The following is a 17561-nucleotide window of genomic DNA, read 5'->3' as shown; positions in this document are numbered from 1 at the left end:
GTATCAGGCGGTGATTGACATCGTCAGGCCCCGATCATCCGTGGCGGGGGTGGGCGGAATGGATCGGCTGGTGCCCAGCGCAGCCCGCTGCGCCGACCAGCACAGGATCGCGGCATCCATGACATCGTCCGGTTTGGCCCGGAGCGTGTCCGGCAGACTGCGCGCGAGCGCCCCCTAGATCGAAGCCCAGCCGCTGCAGGACCCCGGCGCGCCAGAGCATACCCTTGGCCGTGGACTTGTTCGCGACAATCGGCAACCCATCGGCAACGCAAAAGGACACTTCGGGGTGGCCTTCCCTGACGCGGTCTTGGCCGAAGCCGGCGATGGTCCGGTCGGCCTCGGCAATCTTGGGCATGATGCCGTAAGTCTGTCGCGACAACCCGACGTCCAGAACCTCGGCGTTCCGGCGCGAGGCCTCTTCGTATGATGCCGCATCGAGGGCCTGCCGGCAGGGCGCGTTGAAGACAGAGGAGGCCTTGCCCCTGAGCAAATCACGCATTGCCTTTTCGACCGACCGGCCGGCCGGCCCCGACGAAAGACCGATCGGTATGTCGATGATCGCCATATCCGCCGCGAGACCTGACAGCATCTGCCGCAGGTCGGCCCCGTGCCGGCAGGTCGCGGCGGCGAACGCGCCGGACTCGACGGTGACGGCGACCCAGCCGTCCCTGCACCCGTCGATCCCGGCGACGCGCATTACACGATCTCCCGCACATCCGTCAGCTTGCCGGTCACGGCGGCAGCGGCGGCCATGGCGGGCGAGGCGAGGTGCGTGCGGCCCTTGTAACCCTGACGCCCCTCGAAGTTGCGGTTGGAGGTCGAGACGCAGCGTTCACCCTCGGCCAGCTGGTCGGGGTTCATGGCCAGGCACATGGAACAGCCAGCCATGCGCCATTCGAACCCGGCTTGCTTGAAGATGTCGGCAAGGCCCTCTTCTTCGGCCTGGGCACGCACGAGGCCCGAGCCGGGAACGACCATGGCGCGCAGGCCGTCCTTGACCTTCTTGCCGCGCAGGATCTCGGCGGCGGCGCGCAGATCCTCGATCCGGCCGTTGGTGCAAGAGCCGATGAAGACCGTGTCGATCTCGATATCCGACAGTTTCTGCCCCGGGGTCAGGCCCATGTAGTCCAGCGCGCGCTGGGCCGCACCGACCTTGCCGCCCTCGAAGCTGTCGGGCGCGGGAACCACCGCGTCGATCGGCAGCACGTCCTCGGGCGAGGTGCCCCAGGTGACGAGCGGCGCGATGTCCTCGCCACGCAGGGTGACGACCTTGTCCCAGTGCGCGTCCGGGTCCGAGTGCAGGGTCTGCCACCAGGCCATCGCGGCCTCCCACTGGGCACCCTTGGGGGCGTGGGGTCGGCCCTTGATGTAGTCTAAGGTCTTGTCGTCCGGCGCGATCAGCCCGGCGCGGGCGCCGCCCTCGATCGCCATGTTGCAGATCGTCATGCGGCCCTCGATGGACAGCTCGCGGATCGCCTCACCGCAGTACTCGATGACGTAGCCGGTGCCGCCGGCAGTGCCCGTCTCGCCGATCACCGCCATGGTGATGTCCTTTGCCGTGACACCGGGCGGCAGCTTGCCGGTGATCTCGACCTTCATGTTCTTGGATTTCTTCTGGATCAGGGTCTGGGTGGCCAGCACGTGCTCGACCTCGGAGGTGCCGATGCCGTGGGCCAGCGCCCCGAAGGCGCCGTGGGTGGCGGTGTGGCTGTCGCCGCAGACGACGGTCATCCCCGGCAGGGTCCAGCCCTGTTCCGGGCCGACGATGTGCACGATTCCTTGCCGCACGTCGCTGACCGGGTAGTAATGGATGCCGAAATCCTTGGCGTTGGTGTCCAACGCGGCCACCTGGGTGCGGCTGTCGGCAGGCATCTGGTCTGGGTTCTCGCGGCCCTCGGTCGTGGGCACGTTGTGGTCGGGCACCGCGATGGTCTTGTCGGGCGCGCGGACGGTGCGGCCGGCCATGCGCAGCCCCTCGAAGGCCTGCGGGCTGGTCACCTCGTGCACCAAGTGGCGGTCGATGTAGAGCAGGCTGGTGCCGTCCTCGGCCTCGTGGGCCAGGTGGGCGTCCCAGATCTTGTCATAGAGTGTCTTGCCGGACATGAGAGTCCTCGTTGGCTGAATGAATATGGGGGTGAGCGCGTCTGGGCTGCGTGCCAGGGGGGCACGCGCAGGCCGTCACGGACGGGCGAGAATGGCCATCCGGGCGCCGAAGAACCGCCAGGGCAGGCGCGCGCGGTCATCCATGTCGAAAACACGGGTCATATGTGAAAAGTATACCGGCCGGGCCGGACTCGCAAGTGGCGCGCGGTCGCCTTGCGGCGGGGATACATTGAAATGTCATGGGTTGCTTGCTAGCTTTGTTGCATGCCCAGCGCCGGGGCCTTGGCGGCGCTCTTGCAGGAGGACGATGTTCTGTCTCTTACATCATTCGCGGCGCGGGCCGCAGATGACGGGGCCCCGGTGACGGGCGCACCAACTCAGGCCACAGCCGCCGCAACGCTGGCCGCCGTGCTTGACTCACTCTCCGATGACAGGGCCGAGGACGTCGTGCAGGTCGATCTGCGCGGCAAGTCCGAAATGGGCGATTACATGGTGATCGCCTCGGGCCGGTCCAGCCGCCAGGTGGCGGCCATGTCCGAAAAGTTGACCGACCGTCTCAAGCACGCCTTCGGCATCCTGTCGAAGGTCGAGGGCAAGGACAGCGGCGACTGGGTGCTGATCGACACCGGCGACGTGATCGTCCACATCTTCCGCCCCGAAGTGCGCGAGTTCTACCAGCTCGAGAAGATGTGGCTGGCCCCCGGCGAGGATGGCGCCGTCACCTCCGGCTGATGCGGGTCACGATCTGCGCGGTGGGCCGGCTCCGGCAGGGGCCGGAAAAGGCGTTGTTCGACGATTACACGCAGCGGTTCGACAGGACGGGCCGGGGCCTTGGCCTCGGGCCGATCACGCTGCAGGAGGTCGAGGACCGCAAGGGCGGCGGCATGGCGGCCGAGGGCGCACGGCTTGCCAAGGCGATCCCGGCCGGGGCCGCGGTTTGCTGCCTCGACGAGCGCGGCAAGGCCATGACGTCCCCCGACTTTGCCGGCCAGCTTGGAAAATGGCGCGACGAGGGGCGCAGCGACCTGGCCGTCGTGATCGGCGGGGCGGAGGGGATCGACCCGGCCCTGCGCGCCCGGGCCGACTTGGCGCTGTCCTTCGGGCCGATGGTCTGGCCGCACATGCTGGCGCGGGTGATGCTCGCCGAGCAACTCTATCGTGCGGCGGCGATCCTGGCGGGTGCGCCCTACCACCGGGCCTGATCCTGCGCCGCGCGATTTTCGGCCCGGGGCGCATGGCGGCGGTTTTCCCGCCTCGCGCCATGCGCTAGAAGCAACCCCGCGACAGCAGGAGAGCGCCATGACCGCCCCGCACCCCGTAGTTCTGTGCATTCTCGACGGTTGGGGAGACCGCGCCGACACGCAGGCCAACGCCCCCGCGCTGGCCGAAACGCCCAACTTCGACCGGATCACGCGTGATTGCCCCACGGCCCGGCTCGTCACCCACGGCAAGGACGTGGGCCTGCCCGGCGGGCAGATGGGCAACTCCGAGGTCGGGCACACCAACATCGGCGCCGGCCGGATCGTCGCGATGGACCTGGGCCAGATCGACCTGGCGATCGAGGAGGGCCGCTTTGCCGAGAACGACGCGCTGATGTCCTTCATCGAGGAGCTACAGGTCACGCACGGCACCGCGCACCTGATGGGCCTCGTCTCGGACGGGGGCGTTCACGGGCACATCGACCACACGCTCGCGGCGGTCGACGCCATAACCGGGCTGGGCGTTCCGGTCGTGCTGCACGCGATCACCGACGGTCGCGACGTATCGCCGAAATCCGGGGCGGGGTTCCTGCGGCGGCTGGAAGCCGCCCTGCCCGAGACTGCCCGCATCGGCACCGTCACCGGTCGCTATTACGCGATGGACCGCGACACCCGCTGGGATCGGATCGAATCCGCCTATCGCGCCATCGTCGAGGGCAAGGGCGCACAGGGCGGCGCACTGTCGCCAGCGGACATCGTCGAAGGCTATTACGACCAGGACCTGACCGACGAATTCCTGCCTGCAACGGTGGTCGGCGATTACGCCGGGGTGCAGGATGGCGACGGGGTCTTCTGCCTGAACTTCCGCGCCGACCGCGCGCGGGAAATCCTGCGCGCCATCGGCGACCCCGATTTTGCCGAATTCGACGTTACCGGCCGGCCCGAACTGGCCGGCCTTCTGGGCATGGTGGATTATTCCACCGACCACAGCGCCTTCATGACCACCTGCTATCCCAAGCAGGAGATCGTGAACACGCTCGGCGCCTGGGCGGCTGCGAAGGGGTTGCGCCAGTTCCGCGTCGCCGAGACCGAGAAATATCCCCACGTCACCTTTTTCCTCAACGGCGGCAAGGAGGTGCCGGAAGAGGGCGAGGATCGCCACATGGCGCCCTCGCCCCGGGTCGCGACCTACGACATGCAGCCCGAGATGTCGGCGGGCGAGGTCACGCAGGCCTTCGTCGGCGCCATCGAAAACGGGTATGACCTGATCGTGTGCAACTACGCCAACCCCGACATGGTCGGCCACACCGGCGACCTGGACGCGGCCCGGGCCGCCTGCGAGGCGGTGGATGCCGGGCTGGGCCGGGTTCTGGCGGCGCTGGAGGCGGCCGGCGGCGCAATGATCGTCACCGCCGATCACGGCAACTGCGAAACCATGGTGGACCCCGAAACCGGCGGGCCGCATACGTCCCATACCACGAACCCCGTGCCGGTGATCCTCGTCGGCGGGCCGCAGGGCGCGGGCCTGCGCGACGGGCGCCTGGCCGATCTGGCACCGACGCTGCTCGACCTGCTGGCGCTCGACGCACCCCCGGAGATGACCGGGGAAAGCCTGATCACGCGATGATCCGGGCGCTCGCGGTTGTCCTGTGCCTCATTGCAGGCGGCGCCACGGCCCGGGACAGCGCAGCCGAGGCCGCCCGACAGGCCGCCCGTGACCTGGAAGCCGCCTCTGTCGCGCTGGACCGGGCGCAGTCGGCCGAGGACCGCATCGCGGCCCTGACCGAGACGCTGCGCGCCTACGAGGACGGCATGACCGCCCTGCGCGATGGTTTGCGCCGCGCCGCGATCCGCGAACGCACCCTGACCCGCGACCTCGACGCGCGCTCGGACGAGGTTGCCCGGCTGCTGGGCGTGTTGCAACGCATGGGCCGGGCGCCGACGCCGCTGTTGATGCTGCACCCGTCGGGGCCGACCGGAACGGCCCGCGCAGGCATGATCCTGGCCGATGTCACGCCCGGCCTGCAGGACAAGGTCGACAGGCTGCGCGCGCAGCTGCAGGAAGTCGAGACCCTGCGCACCCTGCGCGCCCATTCGCTGGAGGCCCTGCAAAAAGGGCTGACCGCCGCACAGGAGGCCCGGGCCACCCTGTCCGAGGCGGTGTCGGACCGCACCGATCTGCCGCGCCGGTTTTCCGAGGACCCCGTCCGGACCGCGCTCTTGCTGGACAACACCGAAACCCTCGCCGCCTTCGCCAGCAGCCTGGCCCAAACCGGTGCCGCGGCGGATGCCCCGCCCGCCCCGGATGCGACCGCGCTCAAGGGGCAGCTGGCCCTGCCGGTGAACGGGCGCGTCCTGCGCCGCTTCGGCGAGGCCGACGCCGCCGGGATCGAACGCCCGGGCCTTGTGATTGCAACCCGTCCCAAGGCGCTGGTCAGTGCACCCGCCGCCGCGACGGTGCGCTATGCCGGGCCGCTTCTCGACTACGGCAAGGTCGTGATCCTTGAACCCGCGCCGGACGTGCTCTGGGTCTTCGCGGGGCTGGACCGCATCTTCGGCGAGGCCGGACAGGTCCTCCCAGAGGGGGCGCCGGTGGGGCTGATGGGGGGCGACACAGGCGACGCTCAAGCTATTTTGACCGAGACCCGACAGGGCGCAGCCTCGAACCGGCCCGAAACGCTTTATCTCGAGGTTCGAGACGGGCAAGGTGCCGGCGATCCCGCCGCGTGGTTTTCCTACGATTGAAACGGGCCCGAAACGACATGAGGAACATGATGAAGAAATTCGCAATGGCCGCGACGGGCGGCATCCTGCTGGGCGCCGTCGCCACCACGCAGATCGCCGGGCCCCTGATCGCGCAGGAAGCGCAGAACAACGCCAGCGTTTACGAACAGCTGGACCTGTTCGGCGATGTCTTCGAACGCATCCGCTCGGAATACGTCGAGGAGGCCGACGAATCCGAACTGATCGAGGCTGCCATCGACGGGATGCTGTCTTCGCTTGACCCGCATTCCAGCTATCTTTCGCCCGAAGACGCCGAGGAAATGCGCACCCAGACGCGCGGCGAATTCGGCGGCCTTGGGATCGAGGTCACGCAGGAGGAAGGCTTCGTCAAGGTCGTCTCGCCCATCGACGGCACGCCGGCCGATGCCGCCGGGATCGAGGCGGGTGATTTCATCACCGGCGTTGACGGCGAGAACCTGATGGGCCTGACGCTCGACGAGGCCGTCGAGAGGATGCGCGGGCCGGTTGGGTCGGAGATTACCATCACCGTGGTCCGCGAGGGGGTCGAGCAGCCCTTCGAGGTCTCCATCGTGCGCGATACCATCACCCTGACGGCCGTGCGCAGCCGGATCGAGGGCGAAACGGTGGTCCTGCGCCTGGTCACCTTCTCGGACCAGACCTATCCCAACCTCAAGGAACAACTGGCCGAGAAGGTCGAGGAAGCCGGCGGTATGGACAACGTCAACGGCTTCGTCATCGATCTGCGCAACAACCCCGGCGGGCTGCTCAATCAGGCGATCGCGGTGTCGGACGCTTTTCTCGACGCGGGCGAAATCGTCTCGACCCGCGGCCGCGCGCCCGAGGACGGCCAGCGCTGGAACGCCGAAGAGGGCGACTTGACCGAGGGCAAGCCCATCGTGGTGCTGATCAACGGCGGATCGGCTTCGGCCTCGGAAATCGTGGCCGGCGCGCTGCAGGATCATCGCCGCGCCATCGTCGTGGGCACCAAGTCCTTCGGCAAGGGGTCGGTGCAGACGGTGATGCCCCTGCGCGGTGACAGCGCCATGCGCCTGACGACCCAGCGCTATTACACGCCGTCGGGCCGGTCGATTCAGGCGCTGGGCATTTCGCCCGACATCATCGTCCAGCAGCCGCGACGCGCGCCAGAAGAGGCCGCGCAAGAGGACGAGGAGGAGACACCCGGCTTCCGGTCGGAGTCGGACCTGCGCGGCGCGCTGGAAAATGACAGCCTGTCAGAAGACGAAGTCCGCCAGATCGAGGAGGACCGCGAGCGTGCCGAGGAGGCCGCCCAGTTGCGCGAACAGGACTACCAGCTGGCCTATGCCATCGACATCCTCAAGGGGCTGACGGCGCTCGGCCCCGACGCGGAGTAGAGCGTGACGCCCGAGCAGATTGCCGCCCTGCCCTATCGCCCCTGCGTCGGCGTCATGCTGGTCAACGCCGCGGGCCGGGTCTTCGTCGGCCAGCGCATCGACTGGCCCGAACCGGCCTGGCAGATGCCCCAGGGCGGCGTCGACCCGGGCGAGGACCCGCGCGCCGCCGCCCTGCGCGAACTGGAGGAGGAAACCGGCGTGACCCCCGACCTCGTGAGCGTCGAGGCCGAAACAGCGGGGTGGATTCCTTATGATCTTCCACCCGAGGTCGTGCCGAAACGCTGGGGCGGGCGCTATCGCGGGCAGGAACAGAAATGGTTCCTGATGCGGTTCGAGGGCCGTGACGACCAAGTGCGGATCGAGACCGCCGAGCCGGAATTCTCGCGCTGGACATGGTCTGATCCCGGCGACCTTCTGAACAACATCGTGGCCTTCAAGCGCGAGGTCTACGCCCGCGTCCTCGATGAATTCGGGGACCGCCTATGACCCGGTGGCTGCCAGCCGCGCTTCTGGCCATCATGGCAGGCGGCCCGGCCTTGGCCCTGTCCTGCATGCCGGCCGACCCGGCCCGGACTTTCCAGCGCGCCGGGGCAGACGAGGCGGTCTTTTCGGTTCTGCTGGGCACCCTCGACTTCACGCCGCTCGACAGGCCCCGCGGGGCCTTTGCCCCGAACGCCGACGAGCAAACGCGCAGCGCCCGTTTCTCGGGCCAGGCGCTGGGGCGTGGCGGCTTTGCACCGACATCCGACCGCGAGGTCCGCCTCGCATTCTCCTGCGCGGGTGACTGGTGCGGCACCCTCGATCCCGGCACCCGCCTTCTGGCCTTTGCCCGGCACGGGACGGATGGCCTGAGGATCACCATCGGCCCGTGTGACAGCCGGGTCTTCGTCGACCCGGACCGGACCGTGATCGAGACGGTCGAGACCTGCATGGCCGGCGGCCCCTGCGCCCCGGACTAACCCCGAGTCTGCCGGGTGCGCTTGATTTTTCGCGCGGTCTTGTCGGACTTCCTGCGCGCCTGTGCCTTCTTGCGGCGCGGCGGCTTGCCCCGTGCCGATTTCGGGCCCTGCCGCACCGTATTACCCTCGAGCGAGACAAGTTCGACGATCAGTCCGCCGGTGACCGGCGCCGCCTCGGTCAGCTTGACCACCACGCGCTGCCCTAGGCCGATGATCTGGCCAGTATCCGCCCCCATCAGGGTCTGGCTTTCCGCGTCATGGTGGAAATACTCGGCCCCGAGGTTGCGCATCGGGATCATGGCGTCGGCGCCGGTCTCGTCCAGCTTCACGAAGACCCCGAAGCGCGCCACACCGCTGATCCGGCCGGTGAACTCCGACCCGACCCTGTCATTGAGGTAGGACGCGAGATAGCGATCGGTCGTGTCCCGCTCTGCCATCATCGAACGGCGCTCGGTGTCGCTGATATGCTCCGACGTGCTGTCCAGCTCCTCGACATCCCGCGGGCTCAGCCCGTCGTCGCCCCAGCCATGCGCCGTGATCAGCGCCCGGTGCACGATAAGATCGGCATAGCGTCGGATCGGCGAGGTAAAATGCGCATAGGCCGACAGCGCCAGCCCGAAGTGCCCGAAATTCTCGGGATTGTAGTAGGCCTGCGTCATCGACCGCAGCGTCGCCATGTTGATCAGATCGCTGGTTTCGGTCTCGGCGGCCTGCTCCAGCAACCGGTTGAGATGCGCCGTCTTGAGCACCTGCCCCTTGGCCAGCGTCAACCCGCTGGCGCCCGCGACCTCGCGCAGGGCGTCCAGCTTTTCCGGGCTGGGTTCCTCGTGCACCCGGAACAAGAGCGGCTGGCGCCTGGCGGTCAGGGTCTCGGCGGCGGCCACGTTGGCCAGCACCATGAATTCCTCGATCATGCGATGCGCATCCAGCCGGTCCTTGAAGGCGACCTGCGCCACCTTGCCGGCCTCGTCCAGCTCGATCCGGCGCTCGGGCAGGTCCAGGTCCAGCGGCTGACGGTCCGCCCGCGCCTTCACCAGGCTGTCGTAGCAGGCGAACAGCGGCCGGATCACCTGATCCATCAGCGGGGCCACCTTGTCATTCGGGTCCCCGTCCATGCCCGCCTGCACCTCGTCGTAGGTCAGCGACGCGGGCGATCGCATCAACCCGCGGACGAAGCGGTGCGACAGTTTCCGCCCCCGCGCGTCGAGCTTCATTTCCACCGCGATACAGGCCCGCGGTACACCCTCGTGCAGCGAACACAGATCGCCCGACAAACGGTCGGGCAGCATCGGCACCACACGATCGGGGAAATAGGTGGAATTGCCGCGCTTGCGCGCCTCGCGATCCAGCGCCGAACCGGGCCGGACGTGATGCGCCACATCCGCGATGGCGACCCACAAAAGATGCCCGCCCGGGTTGTCCGGGTCACTATCGGGAATGGCACAGCAGGCGTCGTCATGGTCACGCGCATCGCCCGGGTCGATGGTGATCAGGGGCAGATCGCGCAGGTCTGCCCGGCCCTGCAGCCCGGCCGGTGTCTGCCTGTCCGCCTCATTGATCACATCGTCGGGAAACCGGTCCGGGATGCCGTGATGATGGATCGCGATCAGGCTGACCGCGCGCGGCGCACCTGGGTCGCCCAGCCGCGAGATCACCCGCGCCCTTGGCAGGCCCATGCGGCCCTTAGGCCCGGCCTGTTCCGCCTCGACCAGCTCGCCGTCCTTCGCCCCGCCCGACAGGCCCTCGGGCACCTGCCATGCCTTGTCGCTGCCCTTTTGCACGGGCTCGATCCGGCCGCCCTCGCTGCGGGCCCGGAAAACTCCGAGGATGCGTAGGGGATTGGTCCCGATCCGCCGGATCAGCCGCGCGGAATAGGCATGCTCGGCGCCACGTTCCTCGGTCAGCCGGGCCAGGATGCGATCGCCCTCGCCCAGCGCCGGGTCACTGTCGCGCGGCACCAGCAGGACGCGCGGCTCGGGCCCGTCGCCGCTCCATTCCATGGGCCGCGCGGACAGGTCGCCGTCCGCATCCGGACCCAGCACCTGCAGGACACCGACCGGCGGCAGCTTCTCGGGGTCGCGATAACTCTTGCGCCGCTTGCGCAGCACGCCCTCGTCTTCCAGTTCCTTCAGGATGCGCTTGAGGTCGATCCGGTCGGCCCCCTTGATGCCGAAGGCTTTCGCGATCTCGCGTTTCGACCCCTGGGCGGGATTCTCCGAGATCCAGTCGCGGATCTCTTTCTTGGTCGGAATAGGTGCCATGACCGGGGCCTAACACGTCGCCGCGGGCCACGGCAGACCCAGTGTCATCTTCTGGCCGGAAATATCCCGGGGGAGTTTGAGGGGGCAGCGCCCCCTCATTGCCGAACATGACATGCGTGGCGCAGCCACTCCTTTTTTGATGGCGATCACCGGAAATAGTCGCGCAGGATGCGGGCGTAGATCGCCTTGAGCCGCGCGATTTCGTCCACGGGCACGCATTCGTCCACCTGGTGCATGGTCTTGCCGACCAGACCGAACTCCACCACCGGGCAGTGGTCCTTGACGAAGCGCGCATCGGAAGTGCCTCCGGTGGTCGACAGCTCGGGCAAACGGCCCGTCTCGGCCGTCACGGCGCGGCTGACAAGCGTCGACAGCTCCCCCGGGGGGGTCAGGAAACTCTCGCCCGAGACCTTGATGTCGAACTCGATCTCCACGCCGAAAGTGTCGGCCACGGCCGCCGCCTCGGCCCGCAGCCAGTCGCTCAGGCCCGCGCCGCTGTGCAGGTCGTTGAACCGGATGTTGATGATCCCGCGGCACCTGCCCGGGATGACATTAGTCGCGGCGTTGCCCGTCTCGATTGACACCACGGCGAGGGTCGAGGGGTCGAAATGCGCCGTGCCCTGGTCCAGCTCCCACCCGGCCAGCCGGTCCATCAAACGGGCCATGGCGGGCAGCGGGTTGCGGGCGCGGTGCGGATAGGCCGCGTGACCCTGTTTTCCGGTCACGGTGATCCAGGCGCTCATCGACCCGCGCCGCCCGATCTTGATCATGTCGCCCAGCGTCTCGGGGCAGGTCGGCTCGCCCACCAGGCAGACGTCCATGCGCTCGTCCTGATGCGCCATCCAGTCCAGCAGCGCCCGGGTGCCGTCCACCCCCGGGCCTTCTTCGTCGCCGGTGATCGCCAGGATCACGGCACCGTCGGGCGGCGTCTCGGTCACGAGGTCCACGGCGGCGGCGGCAAAGGCGGCCACGGCGGATTTCATGTCCGTCGCCCCGCGCCCGTAGAGGAGGCCCGCGTGCTGCTCGGCACCGAAGGGATCGACACTCCACTGCGCGATGTCGCCGACCGGCACCACATCGGTGTGGCCGTTGAAGCCGAAAGTCCGCGCCGCACCCTTCGGCCCCCAGCGCGCAAATAGGTTGGGCACGCCGTTCCGGTCCACCCGAACCGTCTCGAACCCGGCCGCCGACAGCAGGTCGTCGAGCAGCACGAGCGCCCCGGCCTCCGCGGGGGTGACTGTCGGGCAGCGGATCAGATCCGCGGTCAGGTCTACCGCGTCAATGGTCATGGCCTGCCTTTCCCTGGTCTCGACGGGTCGCCGCGCCTGTGGCCACCGTGCTACAATCCGGGTGCCATCCTGCACCTAACGCCCCATTTTGTCTCAAATTTTTCGCGCCTTCCACATAGTATAATAGCAATAACAAAGACCTGAGGCAGGTCAACGATCGAGCAGCCCCAGATAAGGGGCATTCACAGCGCGGCACCACCACATCTGGGTGGGTTTTGCCGACGCGGTCAGGTTGACCTGTCCCGGCCGAGGCAAGGGGCAGTACATGGTTGCAGCGTCCGAGCTCAACTACAACACCACGGCATCCGCGACGCAGATGGCGCAGACCATCTTTGGCGACAGCGTTGATATCAAGGCCGCCAGTTACAGCGGGTCCTGGTATGCGTCGGCCGTTTATTCGGGCGGAGACAGCACCGCGCCCGGGGTCACGCCGGGCGACACAGGCGTCATCCTTTCAACCGGTCCGGCCAGCTGGTTCACCAACAGCAACGGGTCCGCGAACCAGTCCAGCTCGACATCCTACAACACCGGCGGCCCGAACAACGATTCGGATTTCAACGCCGTCGCGGGAACAAGCACCTACGATGCCTCGTTCCTCGAGGTGGACTTCGTCCCCGAGGGCGACACCATGACGATGCAGTTCGTCTTCGCCTCGGACGAATACCCGGAGTATTCCAACTCGGTCTACAACGACATGGTCGGGGTCTGGGTCAACGGCCAGCATGTCCCGCTGTCGGTGACCAACACCGCCACCTCCGTCGGAGAGGTCAACCAGTCGGACAACCAGAACCTTTTCACCGACAACACCGACAGCGCCTACAACACCGAGATGGACGGCTTCACCGTCACCATGGCGCTGACCATGCCGGTCAACGCCGGCGAGGTGAATTCGATCAAGGTCGGCGTCGCCGATGTCACCGACAGCGCGTATGACTCCAGCCTGCTGATCGCGGGGGGCAGCGTGCAGACGGACCTCGTCGCGCAGGACGACTCGATCACCCTGCAGGAGGGCACGACCAAGACGGTCGATCTGCTGGCCAATGACGACAATGCCACCGGCGGCTCGCTGGCCGTCACCCATATCAACGGCGTTTCGGTCTCGGCCGGCGACAGCGTGGCCCTCGCAACCGGGCAAGTCGTGACGCTGAACACCGATGGGACGATCGACCTGGAGACCGGCACCGACAATGACACCGTCAGCTTCACTTACCAGGCCGAGGCCACGGACGGCAGCGGCACGGTGCTGGAAACCGACACCGGCTTCGTCACCGCCGAGACCATTCCCTGCTTCGTCGCCGGCACCATGATCGCCACACCCGAGGGACCGAAGGCCATCGAAACCCTCGTCGTCGGCGACCTTGTGCTGACCCAGGACGGCGCGCCGCAGCCGATCCGCTGGATCGGCCGGCGGAGCGTCGCCGCCATTGGCTCGATGGCCCCGATCGCCTTCCGGCCCGGGGCATTGGGCGATCACGGCGCGCTCATGCTGTCGCCGCAGCACCGGGTTCTGCTGCGCGACGCCTACGCCGAGCTGATGTTCGAGGCCCCCGAGGTTCTGGTCAAGGCCAAGGACCTGGTCAACGACGGCAGCATTCGCCGGGTCGAGGGGGGTCTTGTGACCTATCTGCACCTGCTCTTCGACAGCCACCAGATCATCTGGGCCGAAGGGCTGGCGACCGAGAGCTTCCTGCCCGGTCCGCATATATTGTCACAGGCCGAGACCGGCATCGCCCGGGAACTGACGACCCTCTTTCCCGACCTTGCCGTGTCCGCGCCGGGGCCGGGTTACGGACCGGCCGCGCGCCCCATTCTGAACACGCGCGAGGCCTCGGTCCTGCTGCGGCAGGTGGCGTGACGGCGATGCGCTGGCTGGGGCTCAGGCACCGCCACGATGCGGCCTTCTGCCCCGGCGGGCTGCATGGTCGCGACAGGGCGCTGCCACCCGCCGAGGCCAGCCTGGTCACCCGCGGCACCGTTCTGGCCGAGGTGGCCCTGACGCCCGCGGACCGCCCGATCAACCTGGTTCGGTATTCGGTGCTCGATCCCTGGCCGGCCAACCTGTCGCTGGTGCAGGACCCAGAGGGGACGTTTCACCTGCTGATGCGACAGGGCCCGCGCCACCTTTCGACGGCGTTGCACACGCGGCTGGCCGGTCGGACGGACCGGATCATCCTGACTTACACCTGGGACGCCCCGGCGCGACGCGGGGTGCTCGCCGCCTATGTGCCCGAGACCCGAGAGCTGTGGCAGGTGCCGGTCCCCGGCCCCTTTCCGATGACGCTGCGCGACTTGCGGCGCATGACCCGAGAGGCCACGGCATGCCGTCTGGCCGACGGGGTGCGCCATGTCGCATTGGGCCGTGGCACCTGTCCGATCGGCCCCATGCCCGGGCTCGACACCGCGGCGCTGATCGCCACCCCCGATGGCGACCGCCCGTTGGGTGCGCTGCGGGCCGGTGACCGGGTTCTCGACACCGACGGCGTGCCGCGCTGCGTGCGCTGGGCCGGCTCGGTCACCCTGCCCGCTGTCGGGACACAGGCACCGCTGCGGTTGCGGGCCCCGTACCACGGCCTGACCGCGGACATGCAGCTGGCACCGGACCAACGGCTCCTCCTGTCGGGCAGCGAGGTCGAATACCTGTTCGGGCAGGAACGCGTGAGCACGCCGGTGCGCCACCTGGCCGACCGCCATAGTGTGGCGCCCGCGTCGCCGGCGGCGCCAGTCGTCACCTACGGGCAGGTCTTGCTGGACACGCCCGCCGCGATCCTGGCCAATGGCGCCGCGGTCGAGAGCTTCGACGCCCAGCCGCTGTTCAGCGCCCCGTGGCTGGTGAACAATTCGGTTCTCGCCGACCTGCCACGCGCGGACTGGCCGGACAGGACCGGCGGCGTAACACCCGTGCTTCGGGCCTACGAGGCGCTGTCGCTGAAGGAACCGCGCTACGGCTGATCCGCGTCACCGAAGAAGGGGGTGACCTGGGCCACGACCACGCTGTTCTCGTCCAGCGCGCGCTGCATCAACTCGGCCTCGTCGGCCTCGATCTCGTGGCCTTCGGCCTCGCGCTCGGCGCGGGTGCCGTGACCTGTCACATCGAGGGGCGCGAGGTCCGCCTGCTTGAGGATCGCCACGGTTTCGCGCACCGCCTCGGCCTCGTCCACGCCGCCCGCATAGCACATCAGGGCCGCGCCGGTGCTGCCCTTGGGCAGGCCGTCGCCCGCGCAGCGCCCGACCTCGACCAGAAGGGTGTAGACCTGCTGCTTGCGCGGTGTCTTGTCAGCCATGCTCGGCCTCCCTGTCGTGCCAGCGCGACCGCGCCGCCCAGAGCGACGAGACGATCAGCACCCCCTGCATGGGGATGAACCCCAGCGCCACCAGCGCCGCGATCACCGCCCCGCGCGGCATCTCCAGCGCCGCGATCAGCCCGCGGAACGGGCCGAAGGCGAGGACGAAGACCGCTACGAGGCAGGCCGCGTCCAGCGCCACCGGCCCCCAGGCCGCCAGCCATCCGGGCCGGATCCCGGCCGCGATACGGCGCTTCGCCAGGGTGCGGCTGACCAGCATCAATCGCGCAGCAACTCGTTGATGCCGGTCTTGGACCGGGTCTGCGCGTCCACCCGTTTCACGATCACGGCGCAGTAGAGGTTGAGGTTGTTCTTTGTCGGCATGGAGCCGGAGACCACCACGGAATAGGGCGGCACCTCGCCCATGAAGACCTCGCCGGTTTCGCGGTCGACGATCTTGGTGGACTTGCCGATGAACACGCCCATCCCGAGGACCGAGCCTTCGCGCACGATGCAGCCCTCGACCACCTCGGAGCGCGCACCGATGAAGCAGCCATCCTCGATGATGGTCGGGTCGGCCTGCAGCGGCTCGAGCACCCCGCCGATGCCGACGCCCCCCGACAGGTGCACGTTCTTGCCGATCTGGGCGCAGCTGCCCACGGTCGCCCAGGTATCGACCATCGTGCCCTCGTCGACATAGGCGCCGAGGTTCACGAAGGACGGCATCAGCACCACGCCCGGCGCGATATGGGCCGAGCGGCGCACCACGCAGTTGGGCACGGCGCGAAAGCCCGCGGCGCGCCAAGCGTTCTCGCCCCAGCCGGCGAACTTGCTGTCGACCTTGTCCCACCAGCCGCCACCCTGCGGGCCGCCGCCCTGGTGTTCCATGTCCTTGATGCGGAACCCGAGCAGCACCGCCTTCTTGGCCCACTGGTTGACGTGCCAGGTGCCGTCCTCGCCCCGCTCGGCGACGCGCAGCGCGCCGCTGTCCAGCGCGGTCAGCGTCTCCTCGATCGCCTCGCGGGTTTCGCCGCCGGTGGCCGGCGTGATCTGGTCGCGGGTCTCCCAGGCAGCCTCGATGGCGGTTTCAAGCTGGGCGTTGGACATGGGGCATTCTCCGATGGGCTTTGCGGTTTCCCGCGCAATAGCCTGTGCCGGCGGCTTGGGCAATCGCCCCGTGACCGGCGGGCATTGGACAAAGGGCGTGAGGCCTGCCATCACCGACCGGACCAACCCCGAGGAGCCACGCCATGACCGACGACCACCGCCACCACCCGTTCCGCTATTCGGGCGAGGATCGGCAGGTGGCCGAGGAGGTCCCCGACACGCCGCAGACGCGATCCTCGGCCTATCGGCTGGCCTTCACCGACAACGATTTCATGTGCCGCGACGAGCTTCGGCCGGTGCGGCTGCAGCTCGAATTGCTCAAGCCCGATCTGAAGATGAACGAGGCCGGGGTCAATTCCACCATCGTACTGTTCGGCGGCGCGCGCATCCCCGAACCCGCGCACAAGGCCAGCGCGCGGACCGAAACGCTTGCCGATCTGTCGAAATACTATGACGAGGCGCGGACCTTCGCGCGCCTGATGACGGAGCAGTCTGTCGCCAACGGCGGGCTTGAGAACGTCATCGTCACCGGCGGCGGCCCCGGCGTGATGGAGGCCGGCAACCGCGGCGCAGCCGACGCGGGCGGGGTCAGCATCGGGCTGAACATCGTTTTGCCGCACGAACAGGCGCCCAACGACTATGTCACGCCGGAGCTGTGCTTCAACTTCCACTATTTCGCGATCCGCAAGATGCATTTCCTGATGCGCGCGCGGGCGCTGTGCATCTTTCCGGGGGGCTTCGGCACCATGGACGAGATGTTCGAGACCCTGACCCTGATCCAGACCGGCCGGATGGAAAAGATCCCCTTCCTTCTGTTCGGGCGGCATTTCTGGGAGAGGATCATCAACTGGGATGCCCTGGCCGAGGCGGGAACGATTTCGGACGAGGATCTGGACCTGTTCCGTTACGTCGAGACGGCCGAAGAGGCGGCGGCCTACCTGGAAACCTGGGACGGGGCGGGCGAAAAACGCGAGACCATCCCGAGCCGCTGACCCGGGCACCTCGGCCGTGATCGCCGCGTCAGCCGAGGCGCGCCTGAAGCGGCGGCAAGACGGCGCGACGCCGGTGCCGGGCAATCAGGGTCCGGCGCCGCGCGCGCCGCTGCAATTCGCGTTCAAGGGCGTGCTCGATCAGGTCCGACACGGCGATACCGTCTTCGACGGCCGCGTCCTGCAACGCCTGTTGCGCCGTCGCGCTCAATCGGGGGAGGGTCCTGGCCTGTTCCATGGCATCACCGATGCCCG

The 17561-nt window shown here is 68.2% G+C and carries 17 protein-coding genes and 1 pseudogene; 10 read left to right on the top strand and 8 right to left on the bottom strand.

Annotation, left to right across the window (positions count from 1 at the left end; translation table 11 throughout):
- Nucleotides 1–3 precede the first annotated feature (3 nt).
- Nucleotides 4–697, bottom strand: a pseudogene (locus tag BU124_RS14930) (DUF429 domain-containing protein).
- On the bottom strand, nucleotides 697–2103 hold the full coding sequence (leuC, locus tag BU124_RS06110; RefSeq protein ID WP_084861711.1) for a 3-isopropylmalate dehydratase large subunit: 1407 nt from the start codon (nucleotides 2101–2103) through the stop codon (nucleotides 697–699). The pseudogene BU124_RS14930 and the gene leuC overlap by 1 nt, the downstream one beginning before the upstream one ends.
- 264 nt (nucleotides 2104–2367) lie before the next feature.
- Here leuC and rsfS point away from each other — a divergent pair, with 264 nt between their 5' ends.
- The 7 genes from rsfS (at nucleotide 2368) to BU124_RS06075 (ending at nucleotide 8379) form a co-directional block, all read left to right on the top strand.
- Nucleotides 2368–2835, top strand: coding sequence for a ribosome silencing factor (rsfS, locus tag BU124_RS06105; RefSeq protein ID WP_084861708.1), 468 nt, complete (start codon nucleotides 2368–2370; stop codon nucleotides 2833–2835).
- Nucleotides 2835–3305: a 23S rRNA (pseudouridine(1915)-N(3))-methyltransferase RlmH gene (gene rlmH, locus BU124_RS06100; RefSeq protein ID WP_084861706.1), complete on the top strand. Its 471-nt coding sequence runs from the start codon at nucleotides 2835–2837 to the stop codon at nucleotides 3303–3305. Before rsfS ends, rlmH begins: the two co-directional genes overlap by 1 nt.
- Nucleotides 3306–3402: 97 nt before the next feature.
- The gene (gene gpmI / locus BU124_RS06095; RefSeq protein WP_084861703.1) at nucleotides 3403–4929 is read left to right on the top strand and encodes a 2,3-bisphosphoglycerate-independent phosphoglycerate mutase; all 1527 of its coding nucleotides are present in this window, start codon (nucleotides 3403–3405) and stop codon (nucleotides 4927–4929) included.
- Nucleotides 4926–6047, top strand: coding sequence for a murein hydrolase activator EnvC family protein (locus BU124_RS06090; protein WP_084861701.1), 1122 nt, complete (start codon nucleotides 4926–4928; stop codon nucleotides 6045–6047). Before gpmI ends, BU124_RS06090 begins: the two co-directional genes overlap by 4 nt.
- Nucleotides 6048–6076: 29 nt before the next feature.
- Entirely contained in the window at nucleotides 6077–7420 is a 1344-nt protein-coding gene (locus BU124_RS06085; protein WP_084861967.1) for a S41 family peptidase, read from the top strand.
- A gap of 3 nt (nucleotides 7421–7423) precedes the next feature.
- On the top strand, nucleotides 7424–7906 hold the full coding sequence (locus BU124_RS06080; protein ID WP_084861699.1) for an RNA pyrophosphohydrolase: 483 nt from the start codon (nucleotides 7424–7426) through the stop codon (nucleotides 7904–7906).
- Nucleotides 7903–8379, top strand: coding sequence for a hypothetical protein (locus tag BU124_RS06075; RefSeq protein WP_084861697.1), 477 nt, complete (start codon nucleotides 7903–7905; stop codon nucleotides 8377–8379). The genes BU124_RS06080 and BU124_RS06075 overlap by 4 nt, the downstream gene beginning before the upstream one ends.
- Here BU124_RS06075 and rnr read toward each other — a convergent pair.
- Nucleotides 8376–10640, bottom strand: a complete 2265-nt coding sequence (rnr, locus tag BU124_RS06070; protein WP_084861695.1) for a ribonuclease R — start codon at nucleotides 10638–10640, stop codon at nucleotides 8376–8378. The two genes, BU124_RS06075 and rnr, sit on opposite strands and share 4 nt — an antisense overlap.
- Before the next feature lie 146 nt (nucleotides 10641–10786).
- On the bottom strand, nucleotides 10787–11929 hold the full coding sequence (gene dapE / locus BU124_RS06065; RefSeq protein ID WP_084861693.1) for a succinyl-diaminopimelate desuccinylase: 1143 nt from the start codon (nucleotides 11927–11929) through the stop codon (nucleotides 10787–10789).
- Nucleotides 11930–12194: 265 nt separating this feature from the next.
- Here dapE and BU124_RS06060 point away from each other — a divergent pair, with 265 nt between their 5' ends.
- On the top strand, nucleotides 12195–13784 hold the full coding sequence (locus tag BU124_RS06060; protein WP_084861691.1) for a Hint domain-containing protein: 1590 nt from the start codon (nucleotides 12195–12197) through the stop codon (nucleotides 13782–13784).
- Nucleotides 13785–13789: 5 nt separating this feature from the next.
- On the top strand, nucleotides 13790–14878 hold the full coding sequence (locus BU124_RS06055) for a Hint domain-containing protein (protein ID WP_084861689.1): 1089 nt from the start codon (nucleotides 13790–13792) through the stop codon (nucleotides 14876–14878).
- Here BU124_RS06055 and BU124_RS06050 read toward each other — a convergent pair.
- The 3 genes from BU124_RS06050 to dapD are packed head-to-tail and all read right to left on the bottom strand — an operon-like array spanning nucleotide 14869 to nucleotide 16317.
- Nucleotides 14869–15210 (bottom strand): hypothetical protein, encoded by a 342-nt coding sequence (locus BU124_RS06050; RefSeq protein ID WP_084861687.1) that lies wholly within the window; start codon nucleotides 15208–15210, stop codon nucleotides 14869–14871. The two genes, BU124_RS06055 and BU124_RS06050, sit on opposite strands and share 10 nt — an antisense overlap.
- Nucleotides 15203–15490 carry a hypothetical protein gene (locus BU124_RS06045; protein WP_084861685.1) on the bottom strand — a complete coding sequence of 96 codons (288 nt, stop codon included), beginning with the start codon at nucleotides 15488–15490 and terminating at the stop codon, nucleotides 15203–15205. Before BU124_RS06045 ends, BU124_RS06050 begins: the two co-directional genes overlap by 8 nt.
- Nucleotides 15490–16317 carry a 2,3,4,5-tetrahydropyridine-2,6-dicarboxylate N-succinyltransferase gene (gene dapD / locus BU124_RS06040; protein ID WP_084861683.1) on the bottom strand — a complete coding sequence of 276 codons (828 nt, stop codon included), beginning with the start codon at nucleotides 16315–16317 and terminating at the stop codon, nucleotides 15490–15492. Before dapD ends, BU124_RS06045 begins: the two co-directional genes overlap by 1 nt.
- A 143-nt stretch (nucleotides 16318–16460) precedes the next feature.
- On the opposite strand from dapD, the gene BU124_RS06035 reads away from it, so the two are divergent.
- Nucleotides 16461–17309 carry an LOG family protein gene (locus tag BU124_RS06035; protein WP_084861681.1) on the top strand — a complete coding sequence of 283 codons (849 nt, stop codon included), beginning with the start codon at nucleotides 16461–16463 and terminating at the stop codon, nucleotides 17307–17309.
- Between the two features lie 28 nt (nucleotides 17310–17337).
- Here the strand turns inward: BU124_RS06035 and BU124_RS06030 are convergent, their stop codons facing one another.
- A complete protein-coding gene (locus BU124_RS06030; RefSeq protein ID WP_084861679.1) occupies nucleotides 17338–17544 on the bottom strand; it encodes a hypothetical protein in 207 nt (68 codons plus the stop codon).
- Nucleotides 17545–17561 lie beyond the last annotated feature (17 nt).

This window comes from Salibaculum halophilum (assembly GCF_002094885.1).
Taxonomy (GTDB): domain Bacteria; phylum Pseudomonadota; class Alphaproteobacteria; order Rhodobacterales; family Rhodobacteraceae; genus Salibaculum; species Salibaculum halophilum.
The sequence above is the reverse complement of the archived record's forward strand: the minus strand, read 5'-3'. Positions and strand labels throughout refer to the sequence as shown.

Bases quoted from the DNA above. Each gene is read 5' to 3' on its own strand.
- leuC (WP_084861711.1), bottom strand. From the start codon at position 2,103: ATGTCCGGCAAGACACTCTATGACAAGATCTGGGACGCCCACCTGGCC.
- rsfS (WP_084861708.1), top strand. From the start codon at position 2,368: ATGCCCAGCGCCGGGGCCTTGGCGGCGCTCTTGCAGGAGGACGATGTT.
- rlmH (WP_084861706.1), top strand. From the start codon at position 2,835: ATGCGGGTCACGATCTGCGCGGTGGGCCGGCTCCGGCAGGGGCCGGAA.
- gpmI (WP_084861703.1), top strand. From the start codon at position 3,403: ATGACCGCCCCGCACCCCGTAGTTCTGTGCATTCTCGACGGTTGGGGA.
- BU124_RS06090 (WP_084861701.1), top strand. From the start codon at position 4,926: ATGATCCGGGCGCTCGCGGTTGTCCTGTGCCTCATTGCAGGCGGCGCC.
- BU124_RS06085 (WP_084861967.1), top strand. From the start codon at position 6,077: ATGAAGAAATTCGCAATGGCCGCGACGGGCGGCATCCTGCTGGGCGCC.
- BU124_RS06075 (WP_084861697.1), top strand. From the start codon at position 7,903: ATGACCCGGTGGCTGCCAGCCGCGCTTCTGGCCATCATGGCAGGCGGC.
- rnr (WP_084861695.1), bottom strand. From the start codon at position 10,640: ATGGCACCTATTCCGACCAAGAAAGAGATCCGCGACTGGATCTCGGAG.
- dapE (WP_084861693.1), bottom strand. From the start codon at position 11,929: ATGACCATTGACGCGGTAGACCTGACCGCGGATCTGATCCGCTGCCCG.
- BU124_RS06060 (WP_084861691.1), top strand. From the start codon at position 12,195: ATGGTTGCAGCGTCCGAGCTCAACTACAACACCACGGCATCCGCGACG.
- BU124_RS06055 (WP_084861689.1), top strand. From the start codon at position 13,790: ATGCGCTGGCTGGGGCTCAGGCACCGCCACGATGCGGCCTTCTGCCCC.
- BU124_RS06050 (WP_084861687.1), bottom strand. From the start codon at position 15,210: ATGGCTGACAAGACACCGCGCAAGCAGCAGGTCTACACCCTTCTGGTC.
- BU124_RS06045 (WP_084861685.1), bottom strand. From the start codon at position 15,490: ATGCTGGTCAGCCGCACCCTGGCGAAGCGCCGTATCGCGGCCGGGATC.
- dapD (WP_084861683.1), bottom strand. From the start codon at position 16,317: ATGTCCAACGCCCAGCTTGAAACCGCCATCGAGGCTGCCTGGGAGACC.
- BU124_RS06035 (WP_084861681.1), top strand. From the start codon at position 16,461: ATGACCGACGACCACCGCCACCACCCGTTCCGCTATTCGGGCGAGGAT.
- BU124_RS06030 (WP_084861679.1), bottom strand. From the start codon at position 17,544: ATGGAACAGGCCAGGACCCTCCCCCGATTGAGCGCGACGGCGCAACAG.